Genomic DNA, 17,271 nt, shown 5'->3' on the forward strand with positions numbered 1-17,271 from the left:
GAAAAAATGATTTTGAGGATGGGTAAGTACACCTAGCCTCAAATGAATCATGGGAATACTAATAGGGACTATTGTATTCAAAAAAATCAATATCTGGATAGTAAGGATAAACTTCTCAAAAAGATCAGGGATATTACTGAAGGTGGTCATAAAACAAGGGCAATACAATTAAGTTATACACAACTCATACATCCCGTTGTTGTCCCATTGTCTCTTCCCCTTTAATCTCCATGGTTACCGTTGACGACATTACTGGTTTTTTTCTGGATAATTCCTCTGAGGCTAGAAAGGTTACAAAGTACGATTTTAAAGGGGTTCCAGTCATTGAGTCATGGTCAGGTTTATGTAAAAACGGGAGAGTCATCATCAAAGGTCGTATTCATAATCATGAGAAGTATCCTCAAGGCGTCAAGATTAACACCTCAAGTGTCACAGGGTATTTTTCAGAAAAAGGTCATGTTTATGTTACGACTAAGAATTCGATCTATGAACTTGGTAATCCTATCAATGAAGTGGAACTTTTGATTAATTTTTCTGAGTTTCAAGATCCCAAGAAAGTGACTGTGTGGAACTAGATTGAGCAGGCTTTTTATATCACCTTCAAAAAAACCTGAGTTTCCTAAAAGTGCATCCCCAGAGTCTAATGAAATCAATCAAAAACATCTTTAGGCTAGCTCTCTCCTGGGCTTAATGAAGTTTTTGGGGTTGAATTCAGAATAATTCCAAGTTCCTGCAAGCCAATCTGAAACCAAGATTCTTGTGAACCTAATATTTCTCAAGACGCTTCTGCTCAAAGGTTTCCAGTGCTTTTGAATTACAGCTGGTCAACTTGAAACAGTCTTGGCCCTAGGGATTAACTACGTTATTACCCATCTCTCTAAAACTCATAAACAACCTGAGCTTGGCATCAGCTGAAGTCCTAATTCTTAAACCTAGACCAAGACCTGGATGCTTCCGTAAACACACTTAAAAAAAGGTCTCATCCCGAAAAATAGTACCTGCTCTAGGAGCCACTCTAGCCGAGATAGCTATTTAAGAAATTGAATACAACTGATAGAGAATCATAATGAATAAGCAAAAATACTTAGCTCATTCATGATAGACTAATTCAAATGATTAAATTAATTTAGATTGATTTTAATCAATACTTGCTGCCTATAACGTCCAGAACAACATCATTTGATTAAAGGTGTGTAAATGTTTAGTGGTTTCTTTCTGGCGATAGCTTTTGTCTGTATCACTCTCGCCATCAAACTGAGAAGAACTGAAGAAGTCCATGCTGTAGCGGCTAGTTGTGCAGGTCTCTTGAGTAGCATGTGCAGTTTTGTCTTAGCTCCTCCTTCTGCTCAACTGGCAATGACGCTAATGATGGTTGGCATCGTTCGGTGGTTGCCGCTACGTCTCTAGGCTCTATCACCATTTGAGATGAGCCAACATTGATGACAAAATCTGGGAGCAACACCTTTGAGGCATGGATCTTGGTATTCTGAAGGTCTGAACGCCAATGAAATCTTCTATGCCAGTTGCTGTACCTCCCAGAAAAATAACCACCTTTCCCCTCACCGCGGTGGTGGGCCAAGAAGCGATTAAATTGGCATTGTTACTCACGGCTATTGATCCAACCTTAGGTGGGGTCGTTATTGCGGGTCGGCGGGGAACAGCAAAATCGGTCATGGCTCGAGCAGTTCATTCCCTCCTGCCGCCCATTGAAGTGGTCAAAGACTCCATTTGCCAAGGCGATCCAGAGGATACTTCTGCTTGGGATGATGATCTGTTGGCCAGTCTAGAAGCTGGAGACATTCCGATAGTGGATGGTCAACCACAACCCGAAACAGAAATTATTCCGACCCCATTTATTCAGGTGCCTTTGGGAGTGACTGAAGATCGGTTAATAGGGTCCGTTGATGTTAGCCAATCTGTGAGGCGAGGAGAAACGGTTTTTCAACCCGGACTCTTAGCTGAAGCCAATCGAGGTGTTTTATATGTGGACGAAATTAACCTCCTCGACGACCAGATCTCTAATTTGTTGCTGACCAGTTTAACGGAAGGTCGGAACCAAATTGAGCGAGAGGGGCTTAGCTTCCAACATCCCTGCTCTACCATTTTTATTGCCACTTACAATCCCGAAGAAGGCCCCCTGCGAGAACACCTGCTGGACCGTATTGCCATATCCCTCTCTGCAGATCAGGTTTTAGGTCTTGACATGCGAGTCCAGGCGGTTGAGCAGGCTACTGCCTATGCCAATTCTCCCCAGGAGTTTTTAGAGCAGTATGCGGATGAAACCGATGATCTAAAAACTCAGATCTTGCTGGCGCGGGAATGGCTAAAGGATGTTCAAATCCAGCACTCCCAGATTGTCTATCTTGTAGATGAAGCCCTCAGGGGCGGAGTACAGGGGCACCGCGCCGAATTATTTGCCGTTCGTGTTGCTAAGGCCCATGCGGCTCTCAATGGTCGTTCAGAAGTCACTGCGGAAGATTTACGGCGTGCCGTTGAATTGGTGATTGTACCTCGGGCAACCGTTATTGACGCCCCACCTCCTGAGCAACCTCAACCCCCACCTCCACCGCCCCCTCAGCAAGATAATTCCGATCAGTCGGATCAGGAGGAGGAAGAAGAGGATGATCAGAATGAGGAAGATCCACCCGAACCGGAGGAGCCCCCCAATATTCCTGAAGAATTTGTATTCGATCCGGATGGTGTTGTTCTTGACCCCCAAGTCTTGTTTTTTGCCCAAAATGCTAGCCGACAAGGAAAATCGGGCAGCCGGAGTATTGTCTTCTCGGAAGATCGGGGACGCTATGTCAAACCCATGTTGCCCAAGGGAGGCGTTAAACGGATTGCTGTTGACGCCACGCTGAGAGCGGCGGCTCCCTACCAAAAGGCGCGACGGTTGCGCCATCCGAATCGACGAGTAATTGTCGAACAGTCTGATGTCCGTACCAAACGATTGGCCCGTAAAGCAGGGGCATTGGTCGTGTTTGTGGTGGATGCTTCAGGTTCTATGGCCCTTAACCGGATGCAGTCGGCAAAAGGGGCCGTGATGCGCTTATTAACAGAAGCTTATCAAAACCGAGATCAGGTTTCTCTGATTCCCTTTAGAGGAGAACGGGCTGATGTTCTCCTGCCTCCTACTCGCTCTATCGAAGCAGCCCGCCGTCGTTTGGATACCTTGCCCTGTGGCGGTGGATCGCCTTTAGCCCACGGCCTTACCCAAGCGGTTCGGGTGGGTATGAATGCCCTCTCTTCTGGAGACATTGGCCAGGTTGTATTGGTTGCGATTACGGATGGTCGAGGCAATATTCCCTTGACCACATCCTTGGGTGAACCTCCTGTAGATGGGGAGAAACCCGATATTAAGGCTGAACTATTAGAAATTGCAGGACGCATTCGAGCCTTGAATTTGAAATTATTGGTGATTGATACCGAGAATAAGTTTATTTCCACTGGGTTTGCAAAAGAGCTGGCCCAAAATGCAGGTGGGAACTACTATCACTTGCCAAAAGCGACCGATCAAGCCATCGCCGCAGTGACTCAAGATGCCATCAGTAACTTGACGGGTTAGGCCTGGTTTACGACGGATCAGGTGAGTTACTTCTGAGAATGATTTGTTGGTCTTTGATAGCGATGAGCTCAATGGCCAGTGGGCCTGCGGTAAGTACTGTTTTAGGGGTAATGGCAATAATCTCGACAGGGCCTTGATCGTTCCGATCTTTCAATGCCAAAATGAATCGGAATAGATCAACCTGTCGAAAAGTACCAACGGTACCCGTCAGGGGATCCGGTAAGAAGCCTGCAACGATAGCTTGCCGATTGACGACTCTTAATAACTGCTCAATTTGAAGTAGGAGTTGCTCATCACTCATCTGAGCTGGCTGGACGGCAATTCGGGCGATTCTAGTATCGGCTTGGTAAATGACTCGATTCGCAGCCAGTTGAGGAACGACAAAGATGGCTCGTTCTCCTTGTAAATAACTGGCAGCCGCTAGAATTTTGACCACATAAGATTTCCCATCCCCGATCCGAATGGCTAACCGCTCAACATCGGACTGGCGCATTTGCACAACCTGCTGCCCATTTGGAAGGTCTTCTAGGTTGGACAAGGAAATCGCACTTTGACGAGCCTGCGTCAGCAACGTGTTGATAGCTTGTAAGGCATCGGTTTTGGAATTGATGTCTTGAATCACCGCTGAGGCCAAGACTTGCCCTGTTCGAATGGCAATGGTGCCTCGACGTAACCCCAACAGTAAAAATTCGACATTTTTCTCTAGGCGGTCTCGATTGACTTCCAGGGCCTGAACGTCTTGTTGTAGCTGTTGACGTTGTTGATTGGCTGCTAGAAGCTCTTTACGCCCTTTCGTAATGGTTGTGGTTAATTCCTGCTTTTGAATTTCGACTTGGCTTAGTCGCGTTTGGGCTTCAGTAATCGCGGTTTCGAGTTGCCTTTTTTGAACATTCACTTGTTTGAGTCGAGCCTCAGATTGGTTGCGCTGAACTCGAAGGTTGTTTTGTTCTGTGCGAAGGGATTGAATTTGCGATCGCAACTGCTTCGCTTGTCCGGCGAACTTCGCAATCTCCCGTTTGGACTGGAGAAACCGGCGTTGGGTTTGTTTGAGTTGGCGCTCGATCCGCTTTTCTCGGGCAATCGCTTTTACCAAAGAACGATTGGCCGTCTTCAAGCGTTGCCGGGTCCGACTGAGGCTAGTTCGGGATCGAGCGAGATCGACCTCAATGGAGTCCTTCTCAGCCTGGGTCTCAGCCAGTTCCTTCTGGACAATACGACTCCGTTTCTGGATGTCATCAAACCGAAAAAGGGCATCCCGAAACTGCTGGCTAAAGGCAAAAACAATCCCCAAGGTGAGGGCAGAAATCACCGCACCCGTCATGATCGTAATGACAATGGCAGTATTTTTGGGACGGAGGTTGAATAGACTCAGGCGCGCTTTGCCCACCTTCGAACCAATCCGATCGCCCAAAGTTGCGATCGCACCGCCCAAAACAATAATGACAATAACCAGAAAGTAACCCAGCATGGAAACCCTTGCGAAATATAACGGGTTAATCCAGCAGATTCTCTAAACGACGACGAATTTGATCTAAGTTATTGACATCGGCATCCGGTTGATCAGCATCAGACTGATCGGCTTGCCAGTCTGTTTTGTCGACATTAGCCTCTGGCGGCACAGCAAGGGAGCCCTCGGGAATTAATTCCAGTTCTAAGCCCGCACTGTCGCAAAATGCCTCAATCTCTTCTTGATCAAATCCCTCCACCGTGGCTGCTGGAAAATCTTGAGCTTCCAGCATTAAGGCAAAGCGAGTGGCGTCGTCTTCCTCTTCAAAAGCCAGTACTACATCTTGTGTATAACTGCCTTCATCGGTGGAAACCTGCTTTTGTAAGGAGTGAATGCCCTCGTTCTCAGTTCCAGCATTAAATAACAAAACAAATACGCGCATGATCCTGAGTTGAAATTAGATAGACCTTTGATCGACCACTAGAGGGTGCTGAACAAGAATAGCATTTACCTCTATAATCGTTTTTTGTCTGGACAATGATTATAAGGCTACCCCATGGTGTGTCATGCTCAATCTTGCTCGGGGGACAGAATATCTGAAGAAGGTCACTTTGTTCAAATCAGTTTAATTCTGCTGTGCGTTATATGTTGTTGAGGAACTAACCCCTAAGAAAGCCTTCTGTAATAAGGTTACAGTGCATTGATTCAGATTTTGAGTTAAAGGGCCCACTCCTTATTTGTCAACGGTACCCCTCTGAGGGATGTCATGCCCCAATCTTCCCCTCCTGGGCAAGCTTCTCGTCCATCTCCTCCCCATCGACACTTTACTCGTCTTCACTTTCTGCTCATTGTAGTTGGGTTGCTACTGGCTGCGATCTCAGGTGTGAGTTGGTGGGTGCTGCGATTTATTGATGAAGACTTAACTCCCCTTGTTGCCAAAGAACTGAGTAAAACCTTAAATCGCCCGGTCAAGATTGGAGATGTTCAAAATTACTCCCTCACCCATATTCGTTTTGGACCTTCAGAGATTCCTGCTTGTTCGCCCCAGCAGGGTTGTGCGAAGGAAGATGCCGACTCCGCAAAAATGGAAGCTGTAGATATCCGGTTCAATCTGTTGCCAATCTTATGGAGTCGCAAGCTGCATCTAGATGCAACACTGATCAAACCCCATCTGTACCTTGATCAGACCCAGGATGGGGAATGGATTGCCACTCGACTTCGCTCTGGCCCTTCGAAGGCTTGGATAAAAGTCAAACTGAATCAGCTGCGGGTGCAGCAAGGAACAGCTCAGATTGATCCTGCCAAAATCGAGACTCGACAATTAAGCCAGCTCAACGGCACCCTCAATTTCTCGAACCCTGAAACCCTATACTTCAATACCACAAGCCAGGTGGACTCAGGCGGTACACTCTCGATGAAAGGGGCTTGGCAATCCCAACAGCAGCAGCTAGAAGTCAATGCCAAAGCGGAGGATCTCGTTGCTGCCCCCTTGATGGGCTTGCTACCAAAGCTCCCTTTTGAAATCAACAAAGGACAATTAAATGGGCAATTTCAGGTTAAAGTGCGTCCCCAACAGCCTTTAACCATTCATTCTGATGCCACCTTATTCCAAGGGGATATTTGGATTCCCAAGCAAGCCATTCGCGTCCAAGCCAATAACATTCGCACCGATGTCCGCATCGAAGTGCCCATTCAGCGTCCGGTTGAACTGAAAGGCGAGGCTTTTGTAGAGGGCGCAAGGGCAGATGTCCCTGAAGATTTACTTCTAGATAATCAGCGTCAACAACCTCGCCGCTTATCCCAGCTCCAGGGCAAAGTTGATTTCCTGGGGCTAAAACAGCGATTTCGCTTTGATCTTAAAGGGCGAATGGGGCAAAGTGGCCGTCTGCAAGCTAGGGGCGTAGCCTCTTTTTTAGAGCAACAGTCCAACATGCGGCTGCAGCTTCAGAATCTGCCAGCGCCTCTGTTTGACCAAGCCTATCAACTCCCCATGACTGTTGATTCGGGTCAAGTGAGTGCCAGCATCCGAGTCAATCTCCGCCCAAAACAGCGTCCCGATGTCCAAGGGACTGCCCTCTTAAAACGGGTTGAGATGGGGATAGTTAATGTCCCTCAACCTTTTCGGCGGGTGAGAGGGTATCTGCGCTTTAAGGGCATTGCCGTTCGTCTAGAAGGACTTCAGGGAGACTATGGGCAAATCCCCATGCAGGCCACTGGCTGGATTGATCCAGATCGCGGATATCGTTTGGTGGGGAAAACGGAGTGGGTTGCCGCTCAACCCATGCTAGAAACCCTCCAAGTCACAGGTTTACCCTTTCCCGTTACGGGCAAGTTTAAGGGGGATAATCTTCGATTTGATGGTGCAATTGATCAGCCGATTTTCTCTGGTTCAATTCAATTAGCAAAGCAACCTAAGGTTGATCGGGTGCCGTTTAAGCAGCTCACGGCTAAATTTCAATTGGCTGATGCCCTGCTAAAAATGGAGAATATCGAGGCCGAAACAATTGTAGGGGGACGGTTTCGAGGGACGGCTCGCTTTGATGTTCAGCCCGGTGGACAGTTGTTAACCCAGTTGGAGGCTAGCGAGATTCCCGGGAATGCGATCGCACAGTTCTACCAAGCCGATCCCGGTTTTCCCTTGGGGCCCCTCCAAGGTCAAATTAAGATATTTGGCCCCCCAGAGGATATACGCACTAATGTAGATTTTCAGGCCCTGAAGGGACAATTCCCGACCCGAGGGAATATTCTTATTCACCAAAGCATTGCTCAACTCAGGCGGATTGTCACTCAGGTCCCTGGGGGGGAACTACGGACCCAAGGCCAGATTAAAGATAATCAGGTTAACGTAACAACGATGACCCCCGGCGTGACCCTGAAGGCTTACTCCCCTGACACACGGGGACTTATGACTGGGCAACTCAACATTACGGGTCCCTTCGATGGTTTTAGTGTCAACACAGTCAGAGCCCAGGGAAAGGCTCGCTTCTCTGATGGAATTGCCATTGTCTATGACCCGATTGCAGCCCAAATTCAATGGGATGGACAGCAGATCTTGGTGGATCAAGCCACTGCCCCAGGTTTTTGGTCCCAAGGTCAAGTGGGACTGGACTTTGATTCGCCTCAAGGTCCTCAGCTCACCACCCTCAATCTCGCGGTTCGTTCTCAAGGGTACGATTTAGGATTATTTCCTCCCTTTGGCCCCACACAAGTCAAAATGGCGGGGCGGGCTAACCTAGTCGGTCAACTCACAGGCACTATCGAGGATCCCTACCTAGACTCTACGGTACAAATTAACAACCTCTTGGTAGGAGGGGTTCCCTTTGAAAACACGCTCAAAGGCAAAATGCAATATGGGCAACAAGCCAAGTTAGATTTGCGGGTATCAGGACAGCGTGATCGCATCAATCTCGCATTAAATTCCAATCAATTGCCCACATCCTTTGATATTCGTCGTGATCAAGCCTGGGCGATCGGTAAAACTGAACAGGGTAAGCTCAATCTCGATTTCCAGGATGTTCCCCTCGCTGCCTTAAACTGGCAACCTGTTGATAATCTCGGACCGCTTTCGGGTCTCTCTTCTGGTGAGTTTTCTCTTAACCCTACAACCTATGTAGGTGCTGGAACTCTTACGGTGAAACGCCCTGCCATTGGCAAGTTAGTCGGAGATCAATTTTTAGGTAGGTTTCAACTCACCAGCGATACCATTCGGTTGCAACAAGGTGAATTGCGCGATCGCAACAACTTATATCAGCTCCAAGCCAACGTGGTACCTGGCATCAATCCCAAATTTTCAGGAACGCTCAACATTCGCCAATCTGAAATTGCCGATCTCGTCACTGCGGCAACATCCCTCAACCTCAATCCATCGGTATCTCAGGGTCAGTCCCAAGGGAAAGCCGAAGATGTCGAAACGCTTCCCGTAGGTTCAGCCCAAGGGTCTTTACTCATGCAGCTTCGACGTCTGTCTGAGTTAGATGCTTTAACTACGCAGCAGCAAGCCCAAGCTCCCCCAGACCCCCTATTTCCCGATTTAGCTGAGTTATCAGGTAAGCTCGCAGGCCGCCTGCAGTTTTCAGGCTCTTTACAATCGGGACTAGATACTCGCTTTGCCCTAAAGACTCAGGCTTTAAAGTGGGGGGACTATGCCATTGATCTCATGACTGCTCAGGGGCAATATGCAGATGGCAGCCTGCAGCTCCGACCTTTGCGGGTGACAACAGGGAAACAGGAAGCCCAGTTTCAAGGAACGATTGGCCTTCAGCAGCAATCTGGCCAGTTAACTCTGAAGAATCTGCCTTTGCAAGGACTGAATCAATTCCTCGATTTGCCCTTTGAGGTGGCTGGCACTGTCAATGGTTCTGCTAGCCTTGCCGGTACTTTAGCCAATCCTCAGCTTCAGGGCGAGCTGAAATGGGATGAGGCCATGGTGAATACCCTTGCCCTCAATCAAGCTCGGTCGACCTTTGCCTATAATCGAGGACGATTGACCTTTGAAGGTGGCTCAGATGCCCTTCCATTCAGGTTTACAGGGAATATCCCTTATCAATTACCCTTGACTGCGGTGGGACCGGATAGCGATGCCCTGGAAGTGTCTCTGAAAGTGAAGGATGATGGCCTGTCTCTGATTAATCTGTTTACGGATCAGCTCAATTGGGTAGAGGGTCAGGGAGAAATCGATCTCAATATAACGGGTACCCTAACCCAACCTTCCATGCAGGGGAGTATCCAGCTCAACCAGGCAACCTTAGGGTCTGATCTATTATTTGAACCCCTCACAAATGTTACTGGAATCATTCAATTCGATCGCAATCATTTGCGGATTAAACGTCTGAACGGACTCTATAGCCAGGGCAAACTAGAGGCTTCGGGGAGTCTCCCCCTATTTGTGTCCGAGGCATCTCCTTCTTCTGATTCCCTGCAACTAGCCCTCAAAGCCCTCAAGCTCAATGTCAAAGGACTATATAAAGGTCAAATTGATGGTGATCTGAATATTTCCGGCTCGCTGTTAGCCCCTCAATTGGGAGGAGTGATGGCCTTGACGAATGGTCAGGTCATTTTGGCTGATGTGAATGTTGCTTCCTCCAGTGCTCCAGGACAATTTGGACAAACCACTCCCCTGGAATTTAATAACCTTCAAGTTCAGCTCAATAATAATGTTCGGGTCACTCAGCCCCCCTTGCTTAGTTTTGTTGCTGCCGGTAATGTAACCGTCAACGGCTCTATTAATGCCCCGCGTCCTGCCGGTAAAATTCGATTCCGTCAGGGATCTGTGAATCTATTTACCAGTCGTTTTCGGATTGATTCTCGCCAAGATAATTTTGCCGAATTCGATCCAAGTTTGGGATTAGATCCTTTTCTCAGCATTGGCATGGTGACGACTGCCACAGATATCGCGGGAGGACGGGCCACGGAATTGAACGAGTTTGAAGACTTACCCGCAGGTCGAATTGGGGCGATTGAATCCGTGCGAGTCCGGGCTACGGTAGAAGGGCGTGCCAGTGAGCTAGTCAATAACTTTAATCAAGTGGTGAAACTTTCTAGCACGCCCAGCCGATCAGAAGGTGAAATTCTGGCCTTGTTAGGAGGGAGTGTCACAAATAATTTAGAAGATGGAAATACAGAACTAGCCTTAGTAAATTTAGCTAGCTCAGCGTTTCTAACTGGTTTTGAAGGATTATTCGCAGATGCGCTTGGGACACGAGCTAGTTTTCGTGTGTTTCCAGTTTTAATCCCTAATGATGACCAAGACCAGTCCGTGTTGGCATTTGGTGCAGAACTAGGTTACGACGTGACGGATCGTTTCTCAGTATCAGCCCTGCAAATCTTAACGGGATTGGATGAAGCGACATTATTTAATGCAAGTTACGACATTAATGAGCAATTGCGGGTTCGAAGTGCTATCAGTACTGATGGAGAAGCTGTTGGCATTCTCGAATATCGCATTCGTTTTTAACCACCTATGACCCTTGCTACTTGGATCACGATTTCCCGCTTATTTGCCTTACCTTTTCTGCTTTATGGCTTACAGGGCGATATTGTGGCTTCTTCCCCTACCACTCGCTGGATTTGTTTAGCCATATTCATTGTGGCTGCTGGCACTGATTGGCTAGATGGTTATCTAGCTCGTAAATTAGATCAAGTGACAGATCTTGGGAAATTCCTAGATCCCCTCGTAGATAAATTACTGATTTTGGGTCCCCTGATTGCACTAGTCGAACTAGGCCAGATCCCCGCCTGGAGTGTGGTGATTATTCTGACTCGGGAGTTAACCATTGCTGGGTGGCGTGTTCAGCAAACCCAAATTTCAGGAGCTAATGGGTGGGGCAAAGCTAAAACCGTTCTGCAGATTGTTGCTGTTTCCTTCTTGATTGCACCCTTGTCAGGGGTGTGGATGCCCATTTCTTTAGGCGTTTATGCTGCTTCGGTTTGCCTGACCGTCGTTTCTGGCATTGTATATGTGCTGCCTCAATCACCTCTTATTCCATAACGCTAGAAAATTCCAGCAAAGAGTTTAGATTGAGCGTTAAGAATATTTTAATTTTTTTGTAATTTCAGTATTTCCCGTAGCACCTTCTTTTTGAAACCTAAATAGTCAAAGGTATATTAACGGATTGGAGTTGTATATTTACCTTTTGCCTATGTATAAGAAGTTATCTGAGATATGAAAAGTGTTCGTTTTTTTCTCCGCAAGATTACGGAGTAAGAGAACTAGTAGGTTTCTGTAAAGCCTATTATGAAAGGCTTATGTGAATTCACGGAAGTATTTTTCCAGTGATCTTACGGAAGATATTTTTGTTGGATTAGAGCAAGATACTAATAGTAGATTCGTATTTCTTAGACAAACTGTATACCTCACTGCATTTAGAGAAAGAGCCGATCTTGTTCATTTGTTCTGCAGCATTCAGGTTTTCAGAAATAGTCAAGTCCCATCGTCTCACTCATATCGTCACTTCACCTTATTAATCATATGAAAGTTATCCATTCACATGATAATTCCGGCAATTCCGAGAACAAGCAGCCTATTGAGATGCTGAAAGACGGACAACTATTATCTTTATCCCAAAGCTACCCAGCAGGATTAATTCTGCAAAAACCTTATTATGCCGAGTATATTGGTCCAGGTTCGGCTGTAGGAGGGATGTTTGATCTACAGTGCGTCACTATTCACCCCTTGGGCAAAGTTGAACTCAGTGCTCCTGAAACGTTGGATGAGCGCCAAAATGCGTTTCAAAAGAGAATGGAAGATATTGAGCACATGCAGCTGATTTGTGAAAAAGATTTACCGATAGAACGGGCTGTTGCCGTTCTTGAAATGCTATCTCAGCATTTTTATCAAGATGAAATCCAAATGATTCCCAATGAAATTTTGGCTAAGCTCGTGGGGGTTTTACCTTCAACGATGGCGGCAGCTTGGCAACAATTATCTACAAGTGGCCACAAGCGGAATACCACTCCACAGTCCTCTACCCCTGAGCCAAATTTTGCTTCCCATGAGGTGGCGTTTGCCTAGGTTAGGGTCGCTTCTCTTTCCCATACGCTTGAGGATGTATCAAACCTAAATCTATTGAAGTCAGTTGCTTCACTAACTGGGCTTTGATACATCGGAATCACCATCAGCCCCACTATTTAGAGCTAACACTCCAAATAGTGGGGCTGATGGTGGTTTTTGTAAGGACTAGGCCTAGAATTGTGGGCTGAAGCGGTTGGGGGATCAAATATCACAGATATCTAAGTTAGGGACTGCCGTCAGTAAATAGATATCATTCATTAATGTATATGTCAGTAGGATAGCGAATTCCCATCTTATCCTGGCAATCTCTGTCGCAGATTAAACACCTGATTTCTAAAACCAAGCATAGTAAAAGCGTCAACGCCGTGTACAATGCTCTATGAGAGAGGGAATCCTTCCTGCGATCGCAGAAGACCACCCATCAATTGTATAGGTGGTTTTTTTCAAGTGGAATCTATAAAGGTTCTACCCTTCTCCTAGACGATTTCTTCGGTGCACTTGCACCCAGAGCATAGCACTTACTTCCCTAAAGTGCAGACTCTGTGAAAGGTCATCGTTTTATGACATTACCGATAGAAATTATTGTTGGCTCTAAAGCTAAAAGTCTTACCAAACATGGTCATCAGTGCCTTGATGGCAATCTGGCAAGAATAAACATAACTTTTGATACTAGAGGGTGATCAATGAGATTTCGCACTTTAATCGTTACTTTTTTAGCGGTCTGTCTGGGGGTTTTCTCAGTCAACGCCAAGGCTTTGGCAGTTGTACCCAGCTCTATGACCTATGACCAGGTAAAAGGCACTGGTCTGGCTGATAGCTGCCCAACCCTTCCTACAGGCACCGGTGACACCATATCAGTCGGAGGCTCTGCCTACATTACAGATTTGTGTTTCCAACCAACTTCTTTCTTTGTGAAGGAAGAGCCTAAGAACCCTCGCCAAGAGGCCGAATTCGTGCCTGCGAGCGTTATGACTCGGAAAACAACCACCCTTGAGCAGATTGAAGGACCTTTGTCTGCTGATGGCGGCGGTCTAACTTTCAAAGAGACCGATGGCATGGACTTCCAAGCCATTACTGTACAAATTTCTGGCCGTGAGCGCGTACCCATGCTGTTCACCGTCAAGGAACTTCTGGCTTCTGCCTCCGGCAGCTCCATCGCCGATGGAACGAGCTTCTCTGGAGAGTATGCAGTACCTTCCTACCGGACTTCAGGTTTCTTAGATCCTAAAGGCCGGGGTGTTTCCACTGGTTACGACAATGCTGTTGCACTTCCTGCTTCCGCAGATGCTGATAAGCTGAACCGAGCCAATGCCAAGCGCTTTGACCTCACCAAAGGTAGTATCTCCATGGATGTTGCTTCTGTTGATAACGAAACTGGAGAATTTGGTGGCACCTTCGAAAGCGAGCAGTTTTCGGATAGTGACTTAGGTGCTATTGACCCCTTAGAAGTGAAAGTTCAAGGAATCTTCTATGGTCGCGTTAACTAAGAAAATCTCTTAGATATAACGTTTAGGGTTATTCTGTAACCTAAAATATACATTCAAAAAACAGGTGTGTTTAGCTAAAACACACCTGTTTTTTTATGTCTCAATTAAGCGAATGGGGAGACTGCGTATTCTTACTGACCCCATCTATACTAGAGGGATTTTAGTTGAGTTTAAGAGTTGCCAGGCTTTGATTCTACACTCTTCAAATCACTCTCTGTCACTGGCTTGTCGAGATCTCCATACGCCCAAAAGCACAGAGAGATGATAGATAAATAAGGAATGTTAAGGAGTGTTCAGTAAAGTTCCGTGGATTTGCTGATGTCCGTTTATCCTTTGACTTCTTAAGTTAATGGAAGGTTCAAATTAGTTTTCTTCTCCTCAGAATCCTTAATTAGAACGGACTAAAAGACAAATTCATATTTTTTTGACATGACCGCAACTCTTACTAATAATCTTAAAAGTGAAAGCTTGGAGTTATTGCAGCAGTATCAACAGTCTTCATGCACTGAGTTGCGAAATCGCCTCGTACAGATGAATTTGGGTTTAGTCAGGAGAGAGGCCCATCGATGGGTTGGTCATTCTACTGAAAGTTTTGATGATTTAATGCAGGTGGGTTCCCTCGGCTTAATTCGAGCCATCGAACGATTTGATCCGTTTAAGGGACATGCCTTTAGCTCCTTTGCCGTTCCCTACATCCGAGGAGAAATTCAACATTATCTGCGGGATAAAAGCCCTCAGGTTCGGATCCCTCGAAAATGGCATGAGCTACAGCGGCAAGCCATTAATGTGACCCGAGAAATGAGAGATGAATTACAACGACAACCTACGGATGTTGAGGTTGCTGCAGCCTTAGATATCTGTCAAAAAGAATGGCAAGAAGTAAAGCTGGCATCCTGCAATCGCTCTGTTTTGAGCCTTGATGCTCCAGTGCATAATTCTGAGCAAGAATCCATGTCTTTGGGGGAACTGTTGCCCGATCGCCACTATCACAGTTTTCAGTTAGCTCAAGAAGATCAAATTCGGTTGCGTCAGGCCTTATCTAAGTTAGAAAAGCGGACCTCGGATGTATTAGAGTTTGTCTTTTTCCATGACTTAACTCAAAAGGAAACGGCTGAGGTCTTGGGTATCAGTGCTGTGACGGTCTCCCGTCAAGTCAAAAAAGGGTTAGTTTCTCTCCGCCAAATGTTGAAAGGCTCAGAAGAAGCAACAGAGAAAACCGTTTAGATTCCTTCGCTGTTTATCCATCGAATGGGACTTGAACTTTGCTGAGCTGGGGTATGATGCCAAAGTTGTAAGCAAGAGCCAAGATTGGCAGTGTGATTAAGCTTATTTATTGGGGAACCCCACAGTTTGCGGTTCCCAGTTTAGAACGTCTGCTCCAAGCACCTGATATAGAGGTGGTAGGGGTGGTCACTCAGCCGGATAAACGGCGCGGCCGAGGAAGCAAAGTGTCTCCATCCCCTGTGAAAGGGGTGGCGATGGAAGCAGGATTGCCGATTTGGCAATCTCACAATATAAAAAAAGATCAAGGGATTTTGGCAGAGTTGAGATCGCAAGGGGCGGACGCCTTTGTTGTAGTCGCCTATGGCCAACTTCTCTCCCCTGAAATCTTGGCTATGCCCCGCTTAGGCTGTATTAATAGCCATGGCTCCTTGCTTCCCAAATATCGAGGGGCTGCCCCCATTCAGTGGGGGCTATATCATGGTGAACCCCTAGCGGGTATCACAACTATGCTGATGGATGAAGGCATGGATACCGGCGATATGCTGTTGAACAAAAGTATTGAGATTGGCCTGCTGGAAAATACCCTGGATGTGGCGATTCGTTTGGCTGATTTGTCGGGTGACTTGTTGATAGATACCTTGAACCAGCTAGACCAACACACCATTACGCCTACGCCTCAAGATCCTGAACAGGCAAACTATGCTCCCTTGATTCAGAAATCTGATTTCTCATTAGATTGGTCTCGATCTGCGATCGCACTTCACAATCAGGTTCGAGGATTTTCACCCAGCTGTGTGACTCAATTTCGAGAATCTGGCCTTAAAATCATGGCAACAGCTCCCCTAGGGGAAGCCTATGCAGCTGTTCTACCAAAAGAGTTAGCAGCTCTCACTCAGGTCATGCCAACTTCAGACGCTGACCCCGGTAGCATCGTTTATATTGCGCCCCAGCAAGGTCCAGTTGTGCAAACGGGTGATGGATTATTGTTATTGCGATCCCTGCAAATGGCGGGTAAACGTCGTCAGTCGGGGGGGGACTTTGCCAATGGATTCAGACTCTCTATGGGGGAGCAGTTGGGAGAAACGGCGGCCTGAAGATATTGGGTAATTTCAGCCCAGGCTGGTTTTGCACCGCTACAAAATCGGGAAAAACTGAGAAAGCCATGGACCATTCCTGGATAGTCCGTTATTTGAGTGGGAACACTGGCCTGTTGTAAGCGCTGACCATAGGCTTGGCCTTCATCTCGTAAGGGATCATAGGCAGCTGTGATCACCAGGGCAGGCGGTAATTGGCTTAAGTCTTCAGCTAAGAGTGGCGAAAAATAGGGGGACTGAATATCTGCAGGCGACTTGGCATACTGATTAACGAAGTGTTCCATGGCAGGTTTTGTTAATACCGGTGCATCCGCATACTGATCCATAGAGGGATGGTTAAGGGTGCCATCCAAGGCAGGATAAAGAAGAATCTGTCTCTGTAGAGTTGGACCATTCAGATCGCGGGCCATCAGACAGACAGCAGCAGCCAGGTTTCCCCCAGCACTATCTCCCATCACCATCAGTTGTTGAGGATCAGCCCCTAAAGCCTCAGCGTTTTGGGCTGCCCATTGGGTCACATCATAGCAAGCTTCTAAGGGAGTGGGATAGGGGAATTCAGGTGCTAATCGATAGGCTACAGAGAGGATTAAAGCCCCACTTTGATAGGCAATTTGGCGACAGAAGGCATCATAGGTGTCCAGATTACCCGTTACCCAGCCACCGCCATGGAAGAAAACAATGCAGGGGAGGTGGGGATTCAAGCTAGGGGAATAGAGCCTAATGGGAATCTTTCCATGGCGACCCGCCACCCATTGATTGCTAATTTTGGGCAGTTTGCGTTTGCGCCCATGCTTTAGCCAATTGATAACAGCCGGGCGCGTTGTTTCATTCCTTTGACGCAGTGCTTCAGGGCTTAACAGCTCAATCGACTGGGAGCGGTTTAATAACCTATCTAGAATCTGAATTTTCCAGTCCAATTGATACTTCTTTGCTAATGACTGCAT

12 protein-coding genes are annotated in these 17,271 nt (G+C 46.9%); 9 read left to right on the forward strand and 3 right to left on the reverse strand.

Annotated elements, in window-relative coordinates; genetic code table 11:
- Positions 1-230 precede the first annotated feature (230 nt).
- The 3 genes from I1H34_RS17535 to bchD all read left to right on the forward strand — a co-directional run bounded on the left by I1H34_RS17535 (position 231) and on the right by bchD (position 3,565).
- Positions 231-575 carry a hypothetical protein gene (locus I1H34_RS17535; RefSeq protein ID WP_212662291.1) on the forward strand — a complete coding sequence of 115 codons (345 nt, stop codon included), beginning with the start codon at positions 231-233 and terminating at the stop codon, positions 573-575.
- A gap of 622 nt (positions 576-1,197) precedes the next feature.
- Positions 1,198-1,407, forward strand: a complete 210-nt coding sequence (locus tag I1H34_RS17540; protein ID WP_212662292.1) for a hypothetical protein — start codon at positions 1,198-1,200, stop codon at positions 1,405-1,407.
- Positions 1,408-1,516: 109 nt separating this feature from the next.
- Positions 1,517-3,565 carry a magnesium chelatase ATPase subunit D gene (bchD, locus tag I1H34_RS17545; protein ID WP_212666322.1) on the forward strand — a complete coding sequence of 683 codons (2,049 nt, stop codon included), beginning with the start codon at positions 1,517-1,519 and terminating at the stop codon, positions 3,563-3,565.
- Positions 3,566-3,572: 7 nt separating this feature from the next.
- Here bchD and I1H34_RS17550 read toward each other — a convergent pair whose 3' ends face one another.
- Together I1H34_RS17550 and I1H34_RS17555 are read right to left on the reverse strand one after the other, a co-directional pair.
- Complete coding sequence (locus I1H34_RS17550; RefSeq protein ID WP_212662293.1) at positions 3,573-5,033, reverse strand: DUF3084 domain-containing protein; 1,461 nt, start codon at positions 5,031-5,033, stop codon at positions 3,573-3,575.
- A 25-nt stretch (positions 5,034-5,058) separates the two neighbouring features.
- On the reverse strand, positions 5,059-5,454 hold the full coding sequence (locus I1H34_RS17555) for a DUF3110 domain-containing protein (RefSeq protein WP_212662294.1): 396 nt from the start codon (positions 5,452-5,454) through the stop codon (positions 5,059-5,061).
- A gap of 324 nt (positions 5,455-5,778) precedes the next feature.
- On the opposite strand from I1H34_RS17555, the gene I1H34_RS17560 reads away from it, so the two are divergent.
- The 6 genes from I1H34_RS17560 to fmt all read left to right on the forward strand — a co-directional run bounded on the left by I1H34_RS17560 (position 5,779) and on the right by fmt (position 16,327).
- On the forward strand, positions 5,779-10,965 hold the full coding sequence (locus I1H34_RS17560; RefSeq protein ID WP_212662295.1) for a translocation/assembly module TamB domain-containing protein: 5,187 nt from the start codon (positions 5,779-5,781) through the stop codon (positions 10,963-10,965).
- A 6-nt stretch (positions 10,966-10,971) separates the two neighbouring features.
- A complete protein-coding gene (gene pgsA, locus I1H34_RS17565) occupies positions 10,972-11,499 on the forward strand; it encodes a CDP-diacylglycerol--glycerol-3-phosphate 3-phosphatidyltransferase (RefSeq protein WP_212662296.1) in 528 nt (175 codons plus the stop codon).
- 540 nt (positions 11,500-12,039) lie between these two features.
- Positions 12,040-12,522, forward strand: coding sequence for a hypothetical protein (locus tag I1H34_RS17570; RefSeq protein WP_212662297.1), 483 nt, complete (start codon positions 12,040-12,042; stop codon positions 12,520-12,522).
- 683 nt (positions 12,523-13,205) lie between these two features.
- Positions 13,206-14,009 carry a photosystem II manganese-stabilizing polypeptide gene (psbO, locus tag I1H34_RS17575; protein WP_212662298.1) on the forward strand — a complete coding sequence of 268 codons (804 nt, stop codon included), beginning with the start codon at positions 13,206-13,208 and terminating at the stop codon, positions 14,007-14,009.
- 429 nt (positions 14,010-14,438) lie between these two features.
- Positions 14,439-15,233 carry an RNA polymerase sigma factor SigF gene (locus I1H34_RS17580; RefSeq protein WP_212662299.1) on the forward strand — a complete coding sequence of 265 codons (795 nt, stop codon included), beginning with the start codon at positions 14,439-14,441 and terminating at the stop codon, positions 15,231-15,233.
- Positions 15,234-15,328: 95 nt separating this feature from the next.
- The gene (gene fmt, locus I1H34_RS17585) at positions 15,329-16,327 is read left to right on the forward strand and encodes a methionyl-tRNA formyltransferase (RefSeq protein ID WP_315874888.1); all 999 of its coding nucleotides are present in this window, start codon (positions 15,329-15,331) and stop codon (positions 16,325-16,327) included.
- Here the strand turns inward: fmt and I1H34_RS17590 are convergent.
- Positions 16,255-17,271 (reverse strand): alpha/beta hydrolase, encoded by a 1,017-nt coding sequence (locus tag I1H34_RS17590; protein WP_212662301.1) that lies wholly within the window; start codon positions 17,269-17,271, stop codon positions 16,255-16,257. The two genes, fmt and I1H34_RS17590, sit on opposite strands and share 73 nt — an antisense overlap.

This window comes from Acaryochloris marina S15 (assembly GCF_018336915.1).
In the GTDB taxonomy this organism is placed as follows: domain Bacteria; phylum Cyanobacteriota; class Cyanobacteriia; order Thermosynechococcales; family Thermosynechococcaceae; genus Acaryochloris; species Acaryochloris marina_A.

What these genes read in the sequence shown, in the direction of transcription:
- I1H34_RS17590 (WP_212662301.1), bottom strand. Translation starts at nt 17,271, where the DNA reads ATGCAGTCATTAGCAAAGAAGTATCAATTGGACTGGAAAATTCAGATT.
- I1H34_RS17570 (WP_212662297.1), top strand. Translation starts at nt 12,040, where the DNA reads ATGCTGAAAGACGGACAACTATTATCTTTATCCCAAAGCTACCCAGCA.
- pgsA (WP_212662296.1), top strand. Translation starts at nt 10,972, where the DNA reads ATGACCCTTGCTACTTGGATCACGATTTCCCGCTTATTTGCCTTACCT.
- I1H34_RS17535 (WP_212662291.1), top strand. Translation starts at nt 231, where the DNA reads ATGGTTACCGTTGACGACATTACTGGTTTTTTTCTGGATAATTCCTCT.
- I1H34_RS17560 (WP_212662295.1), top strand. Translation starts at nt 5,779, where the DNA reads ATGCCCCAATCTTCCCCTCCTGGGCAAGCTTCTCGTCCATCTCCTCCC.
- I1H34_RS17550 (WP_212662293.1), bottom strand. Translation starts at nt 5,033, where the DNA reads ATGCTGGGTTACTTTCTGGTTATTGTCATTATTGTTTTGGGCGGTGCG.
- I1H34_RS17580 (WP_212662299.1), top strand. Translation starts at nt 14,439, where the DNA reads ATGACCGCAACTCTTACTAATAATCTTAAAAGTGAAAGCTTGGAGTTA.
- psbO (WP_212662298.1), top strand. Translation starts at nt 13,206, where the DNA reads ATGAGATTTCGCACTTTAATCGTTACTTTTTTAGCGGTCTGTCTGGGG.
- bchD (WP_212666322.1), top strand. Translation starts at nt 1,517, where the DNA reads ATGCCAGTTGCTGTACCTCCCAGAAAAATAACCACCTTTCCCCTCACC.
- I1H34_RS17555 (WP_212662294.1), bottom strand. Translation starts at nt 5,454, where the DNA reads ATGCGCGTATTTGTTTTGTTATTTAATGCTGGAACTGAGAACGAGGGC.
- I1H34_RS17540 (WP_212662292.1), top strand. Translation starts at nt 1,198, where the DNA reads ATGTTTAGTGGTTTCTTTCTGGCGATAGCTTTTGTCTGTATCACTCTC.